The following is a 16,399-nucleotide window of genomic DNA, read 5'->3' as shown; positions in this document are numbered from 1 at the left end:
ACGAGGGTGAGCGTCGTAGGCGTAGGCCCAGGCCGAGAAGAAAACGTGGTCCTCCACCCCCTCCTCCCCTAACCCGACCCCCCAATGCGTTGATCGCCTGGTTATCCACAGGTGTTCGGTCGTTGTCCACAGGGGGGTGTTTCGGGTTTCGGGTTGAGCCAGGGTGGCGGGGTGAATGCCCTGGATGCGGTGCGGCGGGTTGCGGCCGTGCGGGACGGAGTCGTGACGCTCGGGCAAGCGCGCGCAGCCGGCTTGACCACGCATGAGGTGCAGCGGCTCTGTCGGGCAGGCCGCTGGCGGGTCGTGGTGCGTGGCACCTACCTCGTGGACGCCGACCTGTATGAGGGAGTCCCTCGAGCGGCGCGGATCAGGGCTGCGGTGGCCTCTTTTGGGCCGGCCGCAGCCGCTGTGCTCGCAACGGCAGCCGAACTGCACGGGCTGGGCGGTCTCCAAGCCACTGACGTGATCGACCTGTCGGTGCCAGGCCCGATCGCCAGGCCGGCCCGGCTCGCCCACCCGGAGGTGGTGGTCCATCAGTTGGTCATCCAGCCCGAGCAGCTTGTCCGGGTTAACGGAGTCACCGCTACCGAACCGCTGCGGACCCTTGCTGACGTGAGTCTGCGGGTTGATCGTTACTCGGCGGTGAGCCTGCTGGATTCGGCGCTGAATCGGCGGCTCGTGACCACCGATGACCTGCTCTCCATTCCGCGCCTCATTCGCGGCCGACGCGGTGCGGTCGCGGCGCGCGGCTATCTCAGCGAGGCTGATGGGCGTTCACAGTCCCCGCTGGAGACGCGGACCCGGCTGCGCTGCGTGGACGGGAAGGTGCCACCGGACGCACTGCAACTTGAGGTCCGCGATGAGGACGGCTACCTGTTGGGGATCGGCGATCTCGGCTGGCGTGGTCCCCGGCTCATCGCCGAGGCTGACGGCCGCGGCCCACACGGCGCCCCGGAGGCCGCCTACGCCGACCGCCGCCGCCAGAACCGCCTGGTCAACGCCGGCTGGACCGTCCTCCGATTCACCTGGCAGGACACCCTCCGCCCCGACTACATCCCCTGGACGGTCCGCCAAGCGATCGCCGCCGCCCACCGCCGTTGATCATGAGGTTATTGCCACGACACGCCGCGGCGGAGGGCAACAACTTCATGATCAACGGGGAGGTGGAGGGGGACAGTAGGATCTCGGGCGTGCGGGTTCTTTTGGTGGGTGGTGGTGGGCGGGAGCACGCGCTTGCGCTTGGCCTGGTGGCGGATTCGGGTGTTTCCGCGCTGATTGCGGCACCGGGTAATCCGGGGATCGCTGGCGTGGCTGAGCTGCGAGCGGTCACTGCGACGGATCCGGCCGCGGTGGCGGCGTTGGCCGTGGAGGTGGCGGCTGACCTGGTGGTGGTCGGGCCCGAGGCGCCGCTGGTCGCCGGGGTCGCCGATGCGGTACGAGCCAAGGGCATCGCCGTGTTCGGTCCATCGGGTGCGGCCGCCCAACTGGAGGGTTCCAAGGCGTTCGCCAAGGACGTGATGACCGCCGCCGGCGTGCCGACCGCACGGGCGTACGTCTGCGCGGACGAGGAGAGCACCGCTCGGGCGCTGGACGAGTTCGGCGCGCCGTACGTGGTGAAGGACGACGGGCTCGCCGCCGGCAAGGGCGTGGTGGTGACCGACGACCGGGCCGCCGCGTTGGCGCACGCCAACGAGTGTGGACGAGTCGTTGTCGAGGAGTTCCTCGACGGCCCGGAGGTCAGCCTCTTCGTGGTCACCGACGGCGAGGCGGCGTTGCCGCTGGTGCCGGCACAGGACTTCAAGCGGCTCGGTGACGGCGACACCGGGCCGAACACCGGTGGCATGGGGGCGTACGCGCCGCTGCCCTGGGCCCCGTCTGGCCTGGTCGACGACGTGATGCGCGATGTGGTCCACCCGACGCTGGCGGAGATGCGTCGCCGGGGCGCCCCGTTCGCCGGCCTGCTCTACGTCGGGCTCGCGATCACCGCCGCCGGCCCTCGGGTGATCGAGTTCAATGCGCGCTTCGGTGACCCGGAGACCCAGGTGGTGCTCGCGCTGCTGGAGACCCCGCTGGGTGGGTTGCTGCACGCGGCGGCCACCGGCACGTTGGCCGAGCACCCGCCGCTGCGGTGGCGGGACGGCAGCGCCGTGACCGTGGTGCTTGCCTCGGCGGGTTATCCGGCCGCGCCGCGCACCGGCGACGTGATCACCGGTGCGGACCGTCCGGGCATCATCCACGCGGGCACCGCCCGCCGGGCCAGCGACGGCGCGTTGCTCTCCGCCGGCGGCCGGGTCCTCTGCGGTACGGCCACCGGCGCCGACCTGGCTGCCGCACGGGACGCCGCGTACGCGCTGGTGGACGGGGTAGAGCTGGCCGGCTCGCAGCACCGCACCGACATCGCCGCCGCCGCGATCGAGGATCGGATCACGATTCCCGGCTGAACTGAGGCATTGAACACCGAGGTCGACCCGGCGGTGGGCACCAGAGCGACGCGCCTCGTCGCCGTCAGCCGTAGTAGCGGCGCAGTTCTCGGGTGAGCACCTTGCCGGTGGCGTTGCGGGGCAGGTACTTCACGAAGATCACGTCTCGGGGGACGCTGAACCGGGCCAGGAAGTGCCGGACGTATTCGCGGACCGCCTCGGGGTCGAGGGTCTCGCCGGGGTGCAGGGCGAGGAACGCGGAGAGGCGCTGGCCGTACTCGGGGTCGGGCACGCCGATCACGGCGGCCTCGCGGACCTGTGGCAGTTGCGCGAGCAGGTCCTCCACCTCGGACGGGAAGACGTTCTCGCCCCCAGAGACGATCATGTCGTCGGCCCGGCCGTCGACGAAGAGCAGCCCGTCGGAGTTGAGCCGGCCGAGGTCGCCGGTGTCGAGCAGGCCGTCGTGGGTTTCCCGGCTGGCACCTGAGGTGTAGCCCTCGAAGAGCATCTCGTTGCCGACGAAGATCCGCCCGACCCGTCCGTCCGGTACGGGTTGGCCGTCGTCGTCGAGCAGTTCCAGTCGGGTGCCGTGCGGCGGACGACCAGCGGCGGTGGGTGCCTGACGCAGGTCCTGCGGGCCGGCGATGGAGGCCCAGGAGACCTCGGTGGACCCGTAGAGGTTGTAGAGGACGTCGCCGTAGACGTCCATGAACTTCGGGGCCAGCCCGCCGGGCAGGGCCGAGCCGCTGACCGCGACGACAGTGAGCGGGGGGCGCGGGTCCGGCGGGGGCACCTCCATCAGCCGTTGCACCATCACCGGTACGGCGAAGAGCGCGTCGCACCGGTGCGCGGTCAGGGCGGCGAGCGTGGCGGCCGGGTCGAAGCGGCGGTGCAGCACGATGGTGGCCCGTAGTGCCAGGCAGACCTGGAGAGCGGCGAATCCCCAGGTGTGGAAGATCGGCGCGGCGATCATCACCCGGTGCCGGGCGTGCAGGGGAATGCGGTCGATGATGGACACCAGTGGGCCGAAGCCGCTGGGCGTCGGCCGGCGGGCGCCCTTGGGCGTACCGGTGGTGCCGGAGGTGAGCACGATGATCCGGCCGTCGCGCTCGGGCGGGTGCAGGTCACCCGGCAGTGCCCCGGCCACCAACTCCTCGCGGGCGCGTTCGTCGAGCCGGGGCAGCTCGGCGGGGAGGCCGAGGACCCGCTCGGCGAACTCGTCGTCGTGCACGAGGAGCCGCAGCCGCTGCTCCTCGGCGACGGTGCCCAGCTGGGCGGCGCTGAGCCCGGTGTTGACCAGTACCGCGTCGACGCCGAGCAGGGTGGCGGCGACGATCGTTTCGATCAGCCCGTGGTGGTTGCGGCAGAGCACGCCGATCCGGTCGCCGGCCTGTACGCCGAGCCCGGCCCGCATCGAGCGGGCCATCCGTTCGGCCCGGTCGAGCAGGTCGTGGTAGGTCAGCTCGACGCCGTTCTCGTCGATGACGGCGGGACGGCCCGGGTCCCGGGCGGCTGCTTGGCGTAGCTCGCCCGCCAGGCTCCACCCCCACGTCCGCAACGCGTTGAGCTGCGAGGCGACCCGGACCGGGCTACCGGGGGTGAGTAGCCCGCGACGGGTCAGCGTGGCAACGATGAACGGCAGGTCCATGCCGCAGACCTCCTCGGGGTGGTGCGCGGACGGGGCGGCTGCCGGCCCGTCCATCAGGGCTTCTTTCCTTGATCATGCACTGGGCGCGGCTGAAGGCCCAGTTGGCGTCGGCGTGGGGTGACAAAGACGGCACAGATCGTGGAATCCGGGCCACCGCCGGCCCGACCCCGGTCGAGGAGGGGCTGGGCCGACGGCGGTCAGCGGATCTGCATCCCGGAGATCGCCCGGGAGATGACCAGTCGTTGGATTTCCGAGGTGCCCTCGAAGATGGTGTAGATCTTGGCGTCCCGGTACCAGCGCTCGACCGGGTGGTCACGCAGGAAGCCGGCTCCGCCGAGCAGTTGCACTGCCTTCTCGGTGACCGACACGGCCACCTCGCCTGCCTTGAGCTTGGACATCGACCCTTCGCCCGCGGTGAACGGGCGGTTGTTGCGGCCCATCCACGAGGCTCTCCAGACCAGCAGCCGCGCCGCGTCGATCTCCATCCGCATGTCGGCCAGCGCGAACGCGACCGCCTGGTTCTCGATGATCGGGCGTCCGAACTGGACCCGGTCCTTCGCGTAGTCGAGGGCGTACTCATAGGCGGCCCGGGCCACGCCGAGCGCCTGGGCGCCGACTGTGGGCCGGGACAGCTCGAAGGTGCGCATCGCGGCCTGTCCGGTGGCCCGCTGACCGGAGCGGGCCCGGTCCAGGCGTTCCAGCAGGGCGTCCCGTCCGCCGAGCAGGCAGCGGCCGGGTACGCGTACCCCGTCGAGGAAGACGTCGGCGGTGTGTGACGCGCGGAGGCCGAGTTTGCGCAGCTTGCGGGTGGCGGCCAGGCCGGGGGTGCCCGGTGGCACGACGAACGCCGCCTGACCCCGGGAGCCGAGCGCGGGGTCGACGGAGGCGGTGACCACGTGCACTCCGGCGATTCCGCCGTTTGTGGCGTACGCCTTCTGGCCGGTGAGCACCCACTCGTCGGTGGCCTCGTCGTAGACGGCCCGGGTGCGCATCGCGCCGACGTCGGAGCCGGCTTCCGGCTCGCTGGTGCAGAAGGCGGCGACGGCCGGCGAGTCGACGTCGCCGAAGCACTGTGGCACCCATTCGACCATCTGGTCGGGGGTGCCGGCGCCGTAGATGGCGGCGACGGCGAGCGAGGTGCCGAAGATGCTCAGGCCGATGCCGGCGTCACCCCAGAAGAGTTCCTCGCTGGCGATCGGCAGGGAGAGCCCGGTCGGATCGGCCCAGCAGGTGGCGAGGAACTCGAAGCCGTAGAGGCCGACCTTGGCGGCTTCCTGGATCACCGGCCACGGGGTGTCCTCGCGCTCGTCCCACTCGGCGGCGGCTGGGCGCACGACCTCGGCGGCGAAGCCGTGCACCCAGTCGCGTAGATCCCGCTGTTCCTCGTTCAGGTCGAGCGAGAACTCAGCCATGTCAGGCCTTGGGGATGTCGAACAGGTTGGCGATGTTGGCGGCGAGGCCGAGGTCGCCCTTAGCCTTCAGCTTGCCGGTCATGAACATCATCACCGGGTTGGCGCCACCGGAGACGATCTTCAGGAACTCGACCGGGCCCATGGTGAGGCTCAGCTTCGGGTCGTGCTGCGGGGTCTCGTTCACGACGCAGGTGCCGTCGGCGATGACCACCTCGTAGGTGTCGCTGCCGCCGTCGGGGCGACCGGTGATGATCCAGTGAATGACCGCGTTGGTGGAACCGGCCCGGTCCGCGCGGAACAGCGACGGCATCCGGCCGAACACCTCGCCCAGAACCTTGTCGCGCATGTCGCCGGACATCACCTGGGCGATCTTGTCGTCCGGGGTGGACTTGACCAGCTGGGCGAACTCCTTGGGGCCCACGTTGGCGAAGGTGGCCGGGTCGAAGTCAGTCATCAGGTGCGCCTTCCGGAAGATTGGCTACTCGCGCGTAACCCTACGCACGAGTAGGTATGCTCGCAAGGTGTCCAGCGTCCCCGCATTCAAGCGCCTGCCTCGCGCCGTCCGCGAGCAGCAGATGCTCGACGCGGCCGTCAAGGTCTTCTCCCGACGAGGCTTCCACGCCGCCAGCATGGACGAGATCGCCGAGGACGCCGGCATCTCCAAACCCATGGTGTACGCGTACCTCGGCACCAAGGAGGAGCTCTTCGTCGCCTGCCTGCACCGGGAGGGCACCCGGATGATGCAGGCCATCGCCGGGGCGGCGGCCCCCGACCTGCCGGCCGACGAGCGGCTCTGGCGCGGGCTGAGGGCGTTCTTCGGCTTCGTGGGCGCCCACCGGGACGGCTGGGCGGTGCTCTACCGACAGGCCCGGGGCGAGCAGCCGTTCGCCGGCGAGTTGGCCACCATGCGGGCCCGGCTGGTCGAGGTGGTGGCCGGCATGCTCGACCACGCGCTGCGCGCCGAGGGCCGCGAGATCGCCGCCATCGACCTGGAGGTCGTCGCGTACGCCCTGGTCGGCGCCACCGAGTCGTTGGCCGACTGGCTCGCGGACCACCCGGACGCCGACCCGGAGAAGACGGCCACCCGGATGATGAACGTGGCCTGGCTCGGTGCCGCCCAACTGCTGCACGGCGTCACCTGGCGTCCGCCGGCCGACTGACGGCCCCGGCGGGAAGCGCGTCGGTGCCCGGCTCACCGGCCCGCGCCGTACGGCGGCGGTTGCGGAGCCAGCGCACCATCTCGACGACCACCGTCACCGTCAGGGCGAGGCCCAGACCGAGCAGGAGACCACGCAGCGGGTCCTGCTCGAAGGCCAGCCCGCCGACGTAGCCGACCAGCGCCGAGTAGAGCCCCCACGAGCCGGCGGCCAGCGCGTCGAAGGCCAGGAACCGTCGCCGTGGATAGCGCACCGCCCCCATGGTGAGGGTGACAGCGGTCCGGCCGCCCGGAATGTAGCGGGCCACGGTGAGGATCAGACCGCCCCGGGTGGCGATCCCCCGACGGGCCCGGTCGATGGCGGCTCGGCGTCGACCGTCGGGCGGCAGCCGGTCGAGCAGCCGGGTGCCGCCGCCCCGCCCGATGGCGTACGAAACGTGGTCGCCGACCAGCGCCCCGGCGGCGGCCACCAGGATCACCGCCGGCAGGTACGGCGCTCCGGAGGCCGCGAACACCCCCGCGGTGATCACCGCCGTCTCGCTCGGCACCACCGGGAAGAAGCCGTCGAGCACCGCGATCGCGAAGATCGCCAGGTACACCCAGGGCGAGGACATCGTGTCGTGCAGCAGGTCGAGCAGATCCATGATCCCGATGCTGGTCGGGGCGGCGGCTCCCGACATCGCCCAGTGGTCAGGTGGGCGGCACTACTTAGGTAGCGGCCGGCCCGGACTGTGCATCGGGGTCATCCCCCACCTCACCCGGGTACGGCGCTGCGGGGCGACCTGATGCGTCGGCTGAGCCCTAGGCTCGCTGCGTGGCCTCCAGCGCCGTCGCCCTCCGGCGGGTCGTCCATCGGTACGCCCCGCCGCTGCTCGCCGTCCTGGTCGCCGCGGCCGTGTGGGCCAGCGCGACCGGTGACATCGGGGTCCGCTCGCCGCTGCCGAGCGTGGTCGTGCTGCTGATCGCACTGGGCTCGGCGTGGGCCGCCGCCACGGTCCGGACCCGCCGCTGGCCGTTGTTCCTGGCCGCGGCGGTCGGCTGGTTGGTGCTCGCTGCGGCGGCCGCCGGGGTGCTGGCCTCGTACCAGGCGGGTCTGCGGTTGCGCGGTCGCCAACTCGCCGGCTACCTCTCTGGGGCGGCCCTGGTGCTGACCGGTGGGGTGCTGGTCGGGCTGGCGGTGGGTGGCGTACGCCGGATCACCACCGCCAGCACCGGCAACGTGCTGCTGCTCGCCGCCTGTCTGGTGGGGCTTCCGTTGGTCTTCGGCCTCTGGGTGCGGGCCCGTCAGGACACGCTCGCCGCCCTGCGGGACCGGGCCGAGCGGCTGGAACGCGAGCAGGAGGCCCGCGCCGACCGGGTCCGCGCCGAGGAGCGGACCCGGATCGCCCGGGAGATGCACGACGTGGTGGCGCATCGGGTCTCGTTGATGGTGGTGCATGCCGGGGCGCTGGAGGTTACCGCCGTGGACCCGGCGACCGTCGAGGCCGCCGCGCTGATCCGGACGACCGGCCGGCAGGCGCTCACCGACCTGCGCGAGGTGCTGGGTGTGCTGCGCCAGGCCGGCCCGGCCCTGACGCCGGAGCGGGGGCTCGACACGTTGGACGAGTTGATCGGGGAGTCCCGTGCCGCCGGGCTGCGCGTGTCCCGACAGGACGAGGGTCTGCCGGCGGCCCTTCCGGCGACGCTGGGGCGTACCGCGTACCGGGTGGTCCGTGAGGCGTTGACCAACGTGCGCAAGCACGCGGCCGACGCCGAGACGACGGTCTGCCTGCGCTACCTGCCCGACGGGCTGGAGGTGCTGGTCCGCAACGGCCCGTCCGAGGGCGGGTCGACGCTGCCGGGTGCCGGGCAGGGGCTGCTCGGGCTGCGTGAGCGGGTGGAGCTGCTCGGCGGCCGGTTGGAGGCAGCTCCCGTGGACGGCGGCTTCCTGGTCCGGGCCCTGATCCCGCTGGCGGGTGCGGCGTGATCCGGGTGGTGGTGGTCGACGACGAGCAGCTGGTTCGGGCCGGGCTGCGGCTGATCCTTGAGGCGGCGGAGGACATCACTGTCGTCGGTGAGGCAGCGGACGGCGCCGGCGCGCTGGAGCAGGCCCAGCGGTTACGCCCCGACGTGGTGCTGCTCGACGTGCGGATGCCGGGCGTCGACGGGCTGACCGTAGCGCCCGACGTGGTCGCCGTCGGCCCAAAGGTGATCATGTTGACGACCTTCGACCTCGACGAGTACGTGCACCGCGCGCTGCGGGCCGGCGCGGTCGGCTTCCTGCTCAAGGACACCCCGCCCCGCGAGTTGGCCGCCGCCGTTCGTACGGTGGCCGCCGGTAACGCCATGCTCGCCCCGACGGTGACCCGGCGCCTGATCAGCTCGTTCGCCGAGCGTGGTCCGGCCCGCCGGGACGCGGCCCGTGAGCGGCTCGCACCGCTGACCGAGCGGGAGTTGGCGATCGTCCGGGAGGTGGCGCGCGGGCACGGCAACGCGGAGATCGCCCGGCGGATGACGATGAGCGAGGCCACCGTCAAGGCACACGTCAGCCGGGCACTGGCGAAACTCCACGCGGGCAATCGGGTGCAGCTGGCCATCCTGGTGTACGACGCCGACCTGCTGTGACGGGTGTCAGGTCGACCCGGCCCGATCGGTGGTGGCGGCGGCGCGGCGGCGCGCCCGGTGCCGCAGCCAACGGATGCCCTCGATGCCCAGCGTGACGATCACCGACAGGCCGATCCCGGCGAGGACGCCCTTGACGGGGTGCCGTTCGAAGGCCAGCCCACCGAAGTAGCCGAGCAGCCCGCAGTACAGGGCCCAGGTGACCGTCGCGATCGCGTCGTACAGCAGGAACGACCGGCGGGGATAACGTACCGCGCCCATGGTGAGGGTGACGGCGGTCCGCCCGCCCGGCAGATACCGGGAGGTGGTCAGGATCAGCCCGCCGCGCCGGTTCAGCGCGCGTCGGGCCCACTCCGAGCTGGCTCGTCGGCGGCTGCCATCGGGAAACCCGGCGAGGCGTCTCGCGCCGCCACCGCGCCCGATGGCGTACGAGACGTGGTCACCGGCGCAGGCGCCCAGCGCGGCGGCGACGATCACTGCCGCCAGCTTGGGATTTCCGCTTGTGGAGAGCACGGCGGCGGTGATGACGGCCGCCTCGCCGGGTACGGCCGGAAAGAACGCGTCGACCGCCGTGAGCCCGAAGATCAGCAGGTACACCCACGGTGAGGTGACCAGCTGTCGGAGCAGGTCGAGCGCGGAGTCCATGCCCCCCATGCTCGCCGGGTGCGACCCGCCCGGTGGCCGAAGCCGCTGGATAACCCCCACCTCGCCCCGCGCCGATCTTGCACTTTGTGCCCGAACCAAACTCTGCAAAAGCCGCAGAACAGCGACCGAAAGTGCAAGATCGACGGGTTGGGGCGGGGTGGTCAGGCCGTGCGGACCAGGGCCGGTGGGGCGAGCAGCGAGCCGTGTGGGGTCTTGTCGTCGGCGGTGGGGCCTTGCGAGGTGAGCACCACCGGGGTGTCCAGCTCCGCGCGTACCGCTGCCGGCCAGTCCTCCGGCGGTTCGTCGTACACCGGGCGGGAGCGCAGCAGGCGGGCGGTGAGCGCGGCCTGCCGGCCCAGGTCGCCGGGCTGGCCCGGGGTGAGCCGGTCGGTGGTGTCGTAGCGGCGGCAGATCCGCAGGTCGGGACCGGCCAGGTCGAGGTGGGTCAGGGCCAGGCCGTCGACGCCGCCGGCCGCCGCGAGGGCGTACCGGTGGGCGACCGCGTCGAAGTGGCCGAACCGGAACCGGCCCTGCCACGGGTTCGTGGCGTTGTGGGCGTCGGCGAACGGCAGGCTGGGGTCCTCGGTCACCAACGGGCCGTGCCCGTGCCGGGTGGTGACCACGCGGAGCACCCCGATCCGGGTCACGTCGCCGGGCCGGCCCGCTTCTGCGAGCAGGCTGTCGACGTTGGCGAACGTGGTGGTGCTCCAGGTGGTGTACGGGTGGAAGCCGTGCCACTCGTCGAGCAGCACCCCCTGCGCGCCCTCGAAGACGCAGGTCCCGGTGCGCAGCGCCCCGGCGAGCCAACTGCCGTCGACGATGGCGACCCGGTCGGCGAACCCGGTGTACGCGGGCAGGCAGTCCTCGATCGGTGGCACGTCCAGCGGGCCCAGCTCGGCGGTCAGCCGGTCCCGCACTGTGGTCAGCCGGCGGCGCAGCAGTGCTGGGTGGTGGCAGTCGGCGACCCGGGGCGCGTCGTCGGGGTGGGCGAGACCGTACGCGACGACCTCGCCCACCCCCAGCCCGCAGGAGCCGTGCCGGTCGGCTCCCCGGGCGATCTCGCGGGCCCGGTTGGCGGCCCGGTGGTACGGGGTGGCGAGCAGTGCGTCCCCGTCGACGGTCAGCCGGTCGAGCGCGTCGGGCACCCCGACCGTGGCGAGGTGGTCGGCCTCGGCGGCCAACGCCAGCGGGTCCACCACCACGTGCCGGGACAGGTGCGTACGCACATCGGGATGGAACATGCCGGCGCCGAACTGGGCGAACGTGTGGTGCCGCCCGTCGCGCAGCACGACGTTGTGTGCCGCCTGCGCGCCCCCGTTGAAGCGGACCACAGTGTGTACGGGACGGGTGGCGCAGAGCCAGTCCACCACCGTGCCCTTGCCGGCGTCGCCGTAGCCGAGGTCGACCACCGCCACGTGGTTCACAGCCGGGTCACCCCGCTGGCCGTGTCGGTGAACGCCGGCAGCGTCGACACCTCGGCGCGCCGGTCCCGGCCGAGGCGGGCCAGCGCCTTCGACACGGTGCCGGTGGCGCCGGAGCCGGCGCGGTCCAGGTCGCGCAGGCCCTCGTCCAGGTCGATGGCCTGTTCGCCGAGGCCGATGGTGAGCGCGATGGTCTCGCAGACCGCGTCGAGGTCGTCGAGCACTACGGCGTTCTGCCCGAACAGGTCCCGCCAGAAGTCGAGCACCTTGGCGTTGCCGGCGTAGTGGCTGCCGGCGGGGAGCAGGTAGTAGGTGTCCCAGCGGCGGGTCACCTCGTCGACGACCTGCCGCAGCGGCACGTCCTCGGAGAGGCCGTCCCCGATCAGGCTGGCCACCTCCCGGGCCTTCACCCGCTGGTACGCCAGCTCGTCGCCGATGATGAACAGGTAGCCGCGCCGGCCGCGCTTCTCCCAGTTGTCGGTGACTGTGTGCCGCGCCATGAAGTACATGGCCAGCTCGTACGACTCGCTCATCTGTCCGCCGCCACCGCCCTCCAGCACGATCCGGCCGAGGTCGTCGTCCATCCGGTTGTCCGACTCGAACTGGCCCACCTGCAACGGCACCCGGTCGCAGGTGGCGTCGCCGATGGCACCGAACATGATCTGCGGGTCGCTCGCGTAGCCCTGCCGTTGCAGCAGCCCGAGCAGTTGCGGCAGCTTGGTCTGCAGGACCCGCGGCACCGTGCGCATCGAGCCGGTCACGTCGAAGAGCACCGCGACGGGCGTCGACCGGGGGTGCTCGTCGGAGTCGCGGCTCTCGCGGGTCGCGTCCCTGGGGTCGAGCGCGGGGTGCACGGTGCGCGCCCCGCTGTCGCTGTAGGAGAAGGCGCTCCTGCCGGTGGACCGGCGGTAGCGGTCGGCGGCGTCGTACACGTCGGTGGACCAGATTCCACTGCCCATGACAGCTCCTTAGGGGGTGAGGGTGAAGGGTCGGAAGGTGCGTGGCCCGTAGAGCCGGTCCAGCACCTGGTCGAGTTCGCGCAGCAGGCGCCAGGCGTCGTCGGGGCGGGCGCCCAGGGATCGTTGCCGGCAGCCCTGCGCGAAGGTGTGCAGCTCGCGGGGTACGCGCGGCCCCATCAGCCAGCTCATGCAGTGGCTGGCCATCGCGATGTCGGTGCCCGGCCCCGAGGGCTGCTTCTTGAGGACTTCCTCCGGGTCCCAGCCGTGGCCGGGTACGACCGCCGGGATCGTGCTCCCGACGGCCGCGGAGAAGCACCAGTCGATCAGCACCACGCCGTGGGCGTTCGGCTCGATCAGCACGTGCCGGGGCAGGACCGCGCCGTGCACCACGCCCGCCCGGTGGGCCAGGCCGAGCACCACCAGCAGCCGCCGCCACATCCAGGCCACATCCCGGGCGTCCAGCCCGTCGGGGTACGCGCGCCGCGCCTCCTCAAGGTCGTGCAGGCCGGGTGCGGCGGCGAGGACGTTGATCCGCCGTTCCGCGCCGGTGGCGGCGTCCCGGTGCCGGAACTCGTCGACGAGCCGGGGCACGTACGGCAGGTAGCGCGGGTCGCCGCGCTCGGCGATGGTGCGCAGGGCCTGCGCCTCGCGGGCCATCAGGTCGTTGTCGGTGGGCCGTCGGGGGAGCTTGAGCAGCCGGTCGTCGCCGACGTCGTAGAGGTCGGCCAGGTCACCCGAGTGGGCCGGCGCGCCGAGCCGGTAGTCGCCGATGACGGTGGTCTGCCGTGCCTGCCACCGTGTGGTGACGTGGACGAACGCGTCGATGGCTTCGGCGCGTACCGCCGGGTCGGTCGGCAGGCGGTCGGGGTGCAGGGCCGCGACCAGCTCGCGGTAGCGGCGGGCGGGCTGGTCGGCGCCGAACAGGTCCGCGTCGGTGCGGGCGGCCGCGACCAGGCGAATGGCCTCCGCGGCCCTCACCGCGCCGTCTCCTCGCGGGCGGGGCGCAGCAGCGCCGGGTGCAGCAGGCGGGCGTCACCGGCCCGGTAGAGCCGGGCGCGCGGGCCGCCTCGGGCACCACCGCGCTCGGTGCTGGCGCCGGTGCTCTCCACGAAGCCCGGCACGGAGAGCACCTTGCGGTGGAAGTTGCCGGCGTGCAGCGGGTGCCCCCAGACCGTCTCGTAGACGGCGCGCAGCTCGCTGATCGTGAACTCGGCGGCGAGGAAGCGGGTGGCGAGCGGGGTGTACTCCAGCTTGGAGCGGGCCCGTTCCAATGCGTCGTCGATGATCCGGCCGTGGTCGAAGGCGAGCTGTCGGCTGGTCAACGCGGTCACCGGCAGCCAGACCGCCTCGTCGGCGTCGCTGCCGGCGGCCGGGTCCGGCAGGTCGGGGGCGAACGCGAGGTGGGCGATCGAGACGACCCGCATGCGCGGGTCACGGTCGGGAGCGCCGTAGCTGCCCAACTGCTCCAGGTGTACGCGGCGCAGCGCCTCGCCGCCGAGCCCGGTCTCCTCGGCCAGCTCCCGTCGGGCGCCAGCGGTCAGGTCCTCGTCGGGGCGGACGAAGCCCCCAGGCAGCGCCCAGTGCCCCGCGAAGGGTGCCTCGCCGCGCCGGATCAGCAGCAGGTGCAGTGCGCCGTCGCGGATGGTCAGCGCCACCACGTCGACGGTCACGGCGACCGACGGATAGGCCCGGGGGTCGTACGCGGCCAGGAACTCCTGCTCGTTCATCACGTCTCTCTCATCCTGAGAACATCTCCCTGTGAGAACAACCTAGCGCAGAAGTGCGCGCCTGCCAAGGGCAACTCAGCGCACGAACCTGCCTGGTGCGTTCAGCGCACGAGACCAGCGCGATGCGTTCAGCGCACGGAACCGGTCAGGTGGGGTCGGCCACGGGAGTCATGCAGGGCGAACCCGCCGTCTGGCAGGAGCGCGAAGCTCACGGTGCTCGGCAGCGGCACGGGCAGCTTGAAGGCGACCTCGACGGTGTACGCGTCCGGCAGCCGGGCCTCCAGCGCGGCCAGGCAGCGCGCCTTGCTCCACATGCCGTGCGCGATCGGCCGGTGGAAGCCGAACAGCCGCGCCCCGAGTCGGGAGGTGTGGATCGGGTTGTGGTCGCCGGAGACCCGCGCGTACTCCGTACCGATGCGCGGCTCCACCCGCCAGCGGGCGGTGGCAGCCGGTGCCGCGGGACGTTCGCCGGGCTCGCGTCCGCCCGGCTTGCGCTCCCGACCGAGGTACGTCGAGACGCCGCGCCACACCTCCGTCCCGTCGACCGAGCCGACCAGCACCACGTCCACCTGCCGTCCCCGGTCGTGGGGACGCAGGTTCTCCGCGTACGTGGTGAAGTCGACTGTCTCGTCGGCGGTGATCGGGCGGTGCGCGGTGATCCGGTTGCCCACGTGCACCAGACCGATCAGCGGGAGGGGGAAGTCCGGCGCGGTCATCAGGCGCACTGCCAGCGGAAAGCCCATGACGTGTGGGAACGTCGCGGGCAGCCGGTCACTGAGCCGGAACCCGCAGACCCGGTCGTAGTCGGCCAACGTAGCCCGGTCGACGCTCACCCCGGCCACTGCCAACTCGACCGCCGGCAGGTCGGGCCCGCGCCGCCCACCGCCGAGGCCCGGTAGCGCACCGAGCAACGCCCGTCGGTGCAGCGCCCCGACCGCCGGCATCCGGGGCAACTCGACCCGGCTGCGGCTGCCCGACTCCGGCCCCGCGCCCATCACGCCCCCAGCAGGCTCTGGCCGCAGACCCGGACCACGTTTCCGCTGACCGCGCCGCTGGCCGGCCAGGCCAGCCAGCCGATCGTCTCGGCCACGTCCACCGGCAACCCGCCCTGGGCCAGGCTGTTCATCCGCCGGCCCGCCTCGCGAACCACCAGCGGGATGCGCGCGGTCAGTCGGGTCTCGATGAAGCCGGGGGCCACCGCGTTGACGCTGATCCCGCGCTCCCGCAGGGCCGGCGCGAGTGAGTCGACCAGCCCGATCACGCCGGCCTTGCTGGTGGCGTAGTTGGTCTGCCCCCGGTTGCCGGCGATCCCGGCGATCGACGAGACCGAGATGATCCGCCCGCCGGCCGGAATCAGCTCCCGCTGCAGCAGCACGTCGTTGATCCGCTCCTGGCTGGAGAGGTTGACGTCGATCACCTGGTCCCACCGGTCGGCGTCCATCCGGCCGAGCGTCTTGTCCCGGGTGATGCCGGCGTTGTGCACCACCACGTCGACCCGGCCGTGCCGGCTGGCCAGGTGCTCGGCGAGTCGGGTCGGCGCGTCCGGCGCGGTCAGGTCGAGTTGGACGGCGGTGCCGCCGATGTCGTTCGCCACCGCGGCGAGCGCATCACCGGCGGCCGGGATGTCCAGGGCCACCACCTTCGCGCCGTCGCGGGCGAGCACCTTCGCCAGCGCCGCACCGATGCCCCGTGCGGCGCCGGTGACCAGCACGACCTGCCCGTCCAGTGGGCGGTCCCAGTCGGCCGGGACGCTCGCCGCACCGCCGCCGACCCGGATGACCTGCCCCGACACGTACGCGGACCGGCCGGACAGCAGGAACCGGAGTGTCGATTCGAGGCTCGTGCGGGTGCCGGCGTCGCTGGCGTCGCGGGTCACGTAGACGAGTTGCGCCGTGGTGCCCCGGCCGAACTCCTTGCCGATGCTGCGGACCAGCCCTTCGAGGGCCCGCTGGGCGGTCGCCTCGCGGGGTGTCGGGCACTCCTGCGGCGGGGTGCCCAGCACGAACACCCGGCCGCTGGGCAGCACCGCCCGGGCCTGCGGGTGGAAGAAGTCATAGAGCTGGCGCAGCTCGGTCGAGTCGGTGATCCCGGTGGCGTCGAAGAGCAGTGCCCCGTACCGCTGCGGGGTGTCGCCGTGCGAACGGGCCGTCGGCGCATCCTGCGCCCATTCGGCGGTGGCGGCCGGGTCGGCCAGCTCGACCCCGGCGGCGGTCAGGATCTTGGCAACCGGCTCGGCGAGCCGGCCGCCGGTGGCCGCGCCGAGCAGGGCCGGGCCGGCCAGCAGCGGGTCGCCGGGATGGTGCCGGCGCAGTCGGGGCGGGTCGGGCAGCCCGAGGCGCTTGACCAGCGCGCGGCCGGCGGCCGATTGGACGAAGCTCGCGTACCTGTCGGTCATGGGCGTAGCCTACTG

16 protein-coding genes are annotated in these 16,399 nt (G+C 72.5%); 5 read left to right on the top strand and 11 right to left on the bottom strand.

Annotation, left to right across the window (positions count from 1 at the left end; all coding sequences use genetic code 11):
• The first annotated feature begins 111 nt into the window (after positions 1-111).
• A complete protein-coding gene (locus FB453_RS32020; RefSeq protein WP_486480560.1) occupies positions 112-1,101 on the top strand; it encodes a type IV toxin-antitoxin system AbiEi family antitoxin domain-containing protein in 990 nt (329 codons plus the stop codon).
• An 89-nt stretch (positions 1,102-1,190) separates the two neighbouring features.
• On the top strand, positions 1,191-2,441 hold the full coding sequence (gene purD, locus FB453_RS32015) for a phosphoribosylamine--glycine ligase (protein ID WP_145796243.1): 1,251 nt from the start codon (positions 1,191-1,193) through the stop codon (positions 2,439-2,441).
• A 64-nt stretch (positions 2,442-2,505) separates the two neighbouring features.
• On the opposite strand, the gene FB453_RS32010 is transcribed toward purD, so the two are convergent.
• The 3 genes from FB453_RS32010 to FB453_RS32000 all read right to left on the bottom strand — a co-directional run bounded on the left by FB453_RS32010 (position 2,506) and on the right by FB453_RS32000 (position 5,934).
• Positions 2,506-4,068: an AMP-binding protein gene (locus FB453_RS32010; protein ID WP_145796269.1), complete on the bottom strand. Its 1,563-nt coding sequence runs from the start codon at positions 4,066-4,068 to the stop codon at positions 2,506-2,508.
• 197 nt (positions 4,069-4,265) lie between these two features.
• Entirely contained in the window at positions 4,266-5,480 is a 1,215-nt protein-coding gene (locus tag FB453_RS32005) for an acyl-CoA dehydrogenase family protein (RefSeq protein WP_112586166.1), read from the bottom strand.
• Position 5,481: 1 nt separating this feature from the next.
• Positions 5,482-5,934 (bottom strand): SCP2 sterol-binding domain-containing protein, encoded by a 453-nt coding sequence (locus FB453_RS32000; protein ID WP_030332160.1) that lies wholly within the window; start codon positions 5,932-5,934, stop codon positions 5,482-5,484.
• Positions 5,935-6,001: 67 nt separating this feature from the next.
• On the opposite strand from FB453_RS32000, the gene FB453_RS31995 reads away from it, so the two are divergent.
• On the top strand, positions 6,002-6,640 hold the full coding sequence (locus FB453_RS31995; RefSeq protein WP_112586169.1) for a TetR/AcrR family transcriptional regulator: 639 nt from the start codon (positions 6,002-6,004) through the stop codon (positions 6,638-6,640).
• Here FB453_RS31995 and FB453_RS31990 read toward each other — a convergent pair.
• Positions 6,615-7,280 (bottom strand): DedA family protein, encoded by a 666-nt coding sequence (locus FB453_RS31990; RefSeq protein WP_486480559.1) that lies wholly within the window; start codon positions 7,278-7,280, stop codon positions 6,615-6,617. The two genes, FB453_RS31995 and FB453_RS31990, sit on opposite strands and share 26 nt — an antisense overlap.
• A 170-nt stretch (positions 7,281-7,450) precedes the next feature.
• Here FB453_RS31990 and FB453_RS31985 point away from each other — a divergent pair, with 170 nt between their 5' ends.
• Positions 7,451-8,602 carry a histidine kinase gene (locus FB453_RS31985; protein WP_145796241.1) on the top strand — a complete coding sequence of 384 codons (1,152 nt, stop codon included), beginning with the start codon at positions 7,451-7,453 and terminating at the stop codon, positions 8,600-8,602.
• On the top strand, positions 8,599-9,240 hold the full coding sequence (locus tag FB453_RS31980) for a response regulator (protein ID WP_112732983.1): 642 nt from the start codon (positions 8,599-8,601) through the stop codon (positions 9,238-9,240). Before FB453_RS31985 ends, FB453_RS31980 begins: the two co-directional genes overlap by 4 nt.
• 6 nt (positions 9,241-9,246) lie before the next feature.
• Here the strand turns inward: FB453_RS31980 and FB453_RS31975 are convergent, their stop codons facing one another.
• The 7 genes from FB453_RS31975 to FB453_RS31945 form a co-directional block, all read right to left on the bottom strand.
• Positions 9,247-9,882, bottom strand: coding sequence for a DedA family protein (locus tag FB453_RS31975; protein WP_091396100.1), 636 nt, complete (start codon positions 9,880-9,882; stop codon positions 9,247-9,249).
• 161 nt (positions 9,883-10,043) lie between these two features.
• Positions 10,044-11,306 carry an adenylosuccinate synthetase gene (locus FB453_RS31970; RefSeq protein WP_145796239.1) on the bottom strand — a complete coding sequence of 421 codons (1,263 nt, stop codon included), beginning with the start codon at positions 11,304-11,306 and terminating at the stop codon, positions 10,044-10,046.
• Positions 11,303-12,262, bottom strand: a complete 960-nt coding sequence (locus FB453_RS31965) for a hypothetical protein (protein WP_112605704.1) — start codon at positions 12,260-12,262, stop codon at positions 11,303-11,305. Before FB453_RS31965 ends, FB453_RS31970 begins: the two co-directional genes overlap by 4 nt.
• 9 nt (positions 12,263-12,271) lie before the next feature.
• Positions 12,272-13,240 carry a protein kinase family protein gene (locus FB453_RS31960; RefSeq protein ID WP_145796237.1) on the bottom strand — a complete coding sequence of 323 codons (969 nt, stop codon included), beginning with the start codon at positions 13,238-13,240 and terminating at the stop codon, positions 12,272-12,274.
• Positions 13,237-13,989 (bottom strand): NUDIX hydrolase, encoded by a 753-nt coding sequence (locus tag FB453_RS31955; protein WP_112586180.1) that lies wholly within the window; start codon positions 13,987-13,989, stop codon positions 13,237-13,239. Before FB453_RS31955 ends, FB453_RS31960 begins: the two co-directional genes overlap by 4 nt.
• A gap of 128 nt (positions 13,990-14,117) precedes the next feature.
• A complete protein-coding gene (locus FB453_RS31950) occupies positions 14,118-14,984 on the bottom strand; it encodes a MaoC/PaaZ C-terminal domain-containing protein (protein WP_145796236.1) in 867 nt (288 codons plus the stop codon).
• Positions 14,984-16,384 carry a 3-oxoacyl-ACP reductase gene (locus tag FB453_RS31945; protein ID WP_145796233.1) on the bottom strand — a complete coding sequence of 467 codons (1,401 nt, stop codon included), beginning with the start codon at positions 16,382-16,384 and terminating at the stop codon, positions 14,984-14,986. Before FB453_RS31945 ends, FB453_RS31950 begins: the two co-directional genes overlap by 1 nt.
• Positions 16,385-16,399: the final 15 nt, after the last annotated feature.

The sequence above is a fragment of the Micromonospora sp. CNZ322 genome (genome assembly GCF_007827755.1).
Note: the sequence above shows the minus strand (reverse complement) of the source record. Positions and strands in the feature narration are given on the sequence as shown.

Excerpts from the sequence above, each read along its gene's own strand:
- FB453_RS32010 (WP_145796269.1), bottom strand. The coding sequence starts at position 4,068 with ATGGACCTGCCGTTCATCGTTGCCACGCTGACCCGTCGCGGGCTACTC.
- FB453_RS32005 (WP_112586166.1), bottom strand. The coding sequence starts at position 5,480 with ATGGCTGAGTTCTCGCTCGACCTGAACGAGGAACAGCGGGATCTACGC.
- FB453_RS32000 (WP_030332160.1), bottom strand. The coding sequence starts at position 5,934 with ATGACTGACTTCGACCCGGCCACCTTCGCCAACGTGGGCCCCAAGGAG.
- FB453_RS31990 (WP_486480559.1), bottom strand. The coding sequence starts at position 7,280 with ATGGATCTGCTCGACCTGCTGCACGACACGATGTCCTCGCCCTGGGTG.
- FB453_RS31975 (WP_091396100.1), bottom strand. The coding sequence starts at position 9,882 with ATGGACTCCGCGCTCGACCTGCTCCGACAGCTGGTCACCTCACCGTGG.
- FB453_RS31965 (WP_112605704.1), bottom strand. The coding sequence starts at position 12,262 with ATGGGCAGTGGAATCTGGTCCACCGACGTGTACGACGCCGCCGACCGC.
- FB453_RS31955 (WP_112586180.1), bottom strand. The coding sequence starts at position 13,989 with ATGAACGAGCAGGAGTTCCTGGCCGCGTACGACCCCCGGGCCTATCCG.
- FB453_RS31950 (WP_145796236.1), bottom strand. The coding sequence starts at position 14,984 with ATGGGCGCGGGGCCGGAGTCGGGCAGCCGCAGCCGGGTCGAGTTGCCC.
- FB453_RS31945 (WP_145796233.1), bottom strand. The coding sequence starts at position 16,384 with ATGACCGACAGGTACGCGAGCTTCGTCCAATCGGCCGCCGGCCGCGCG.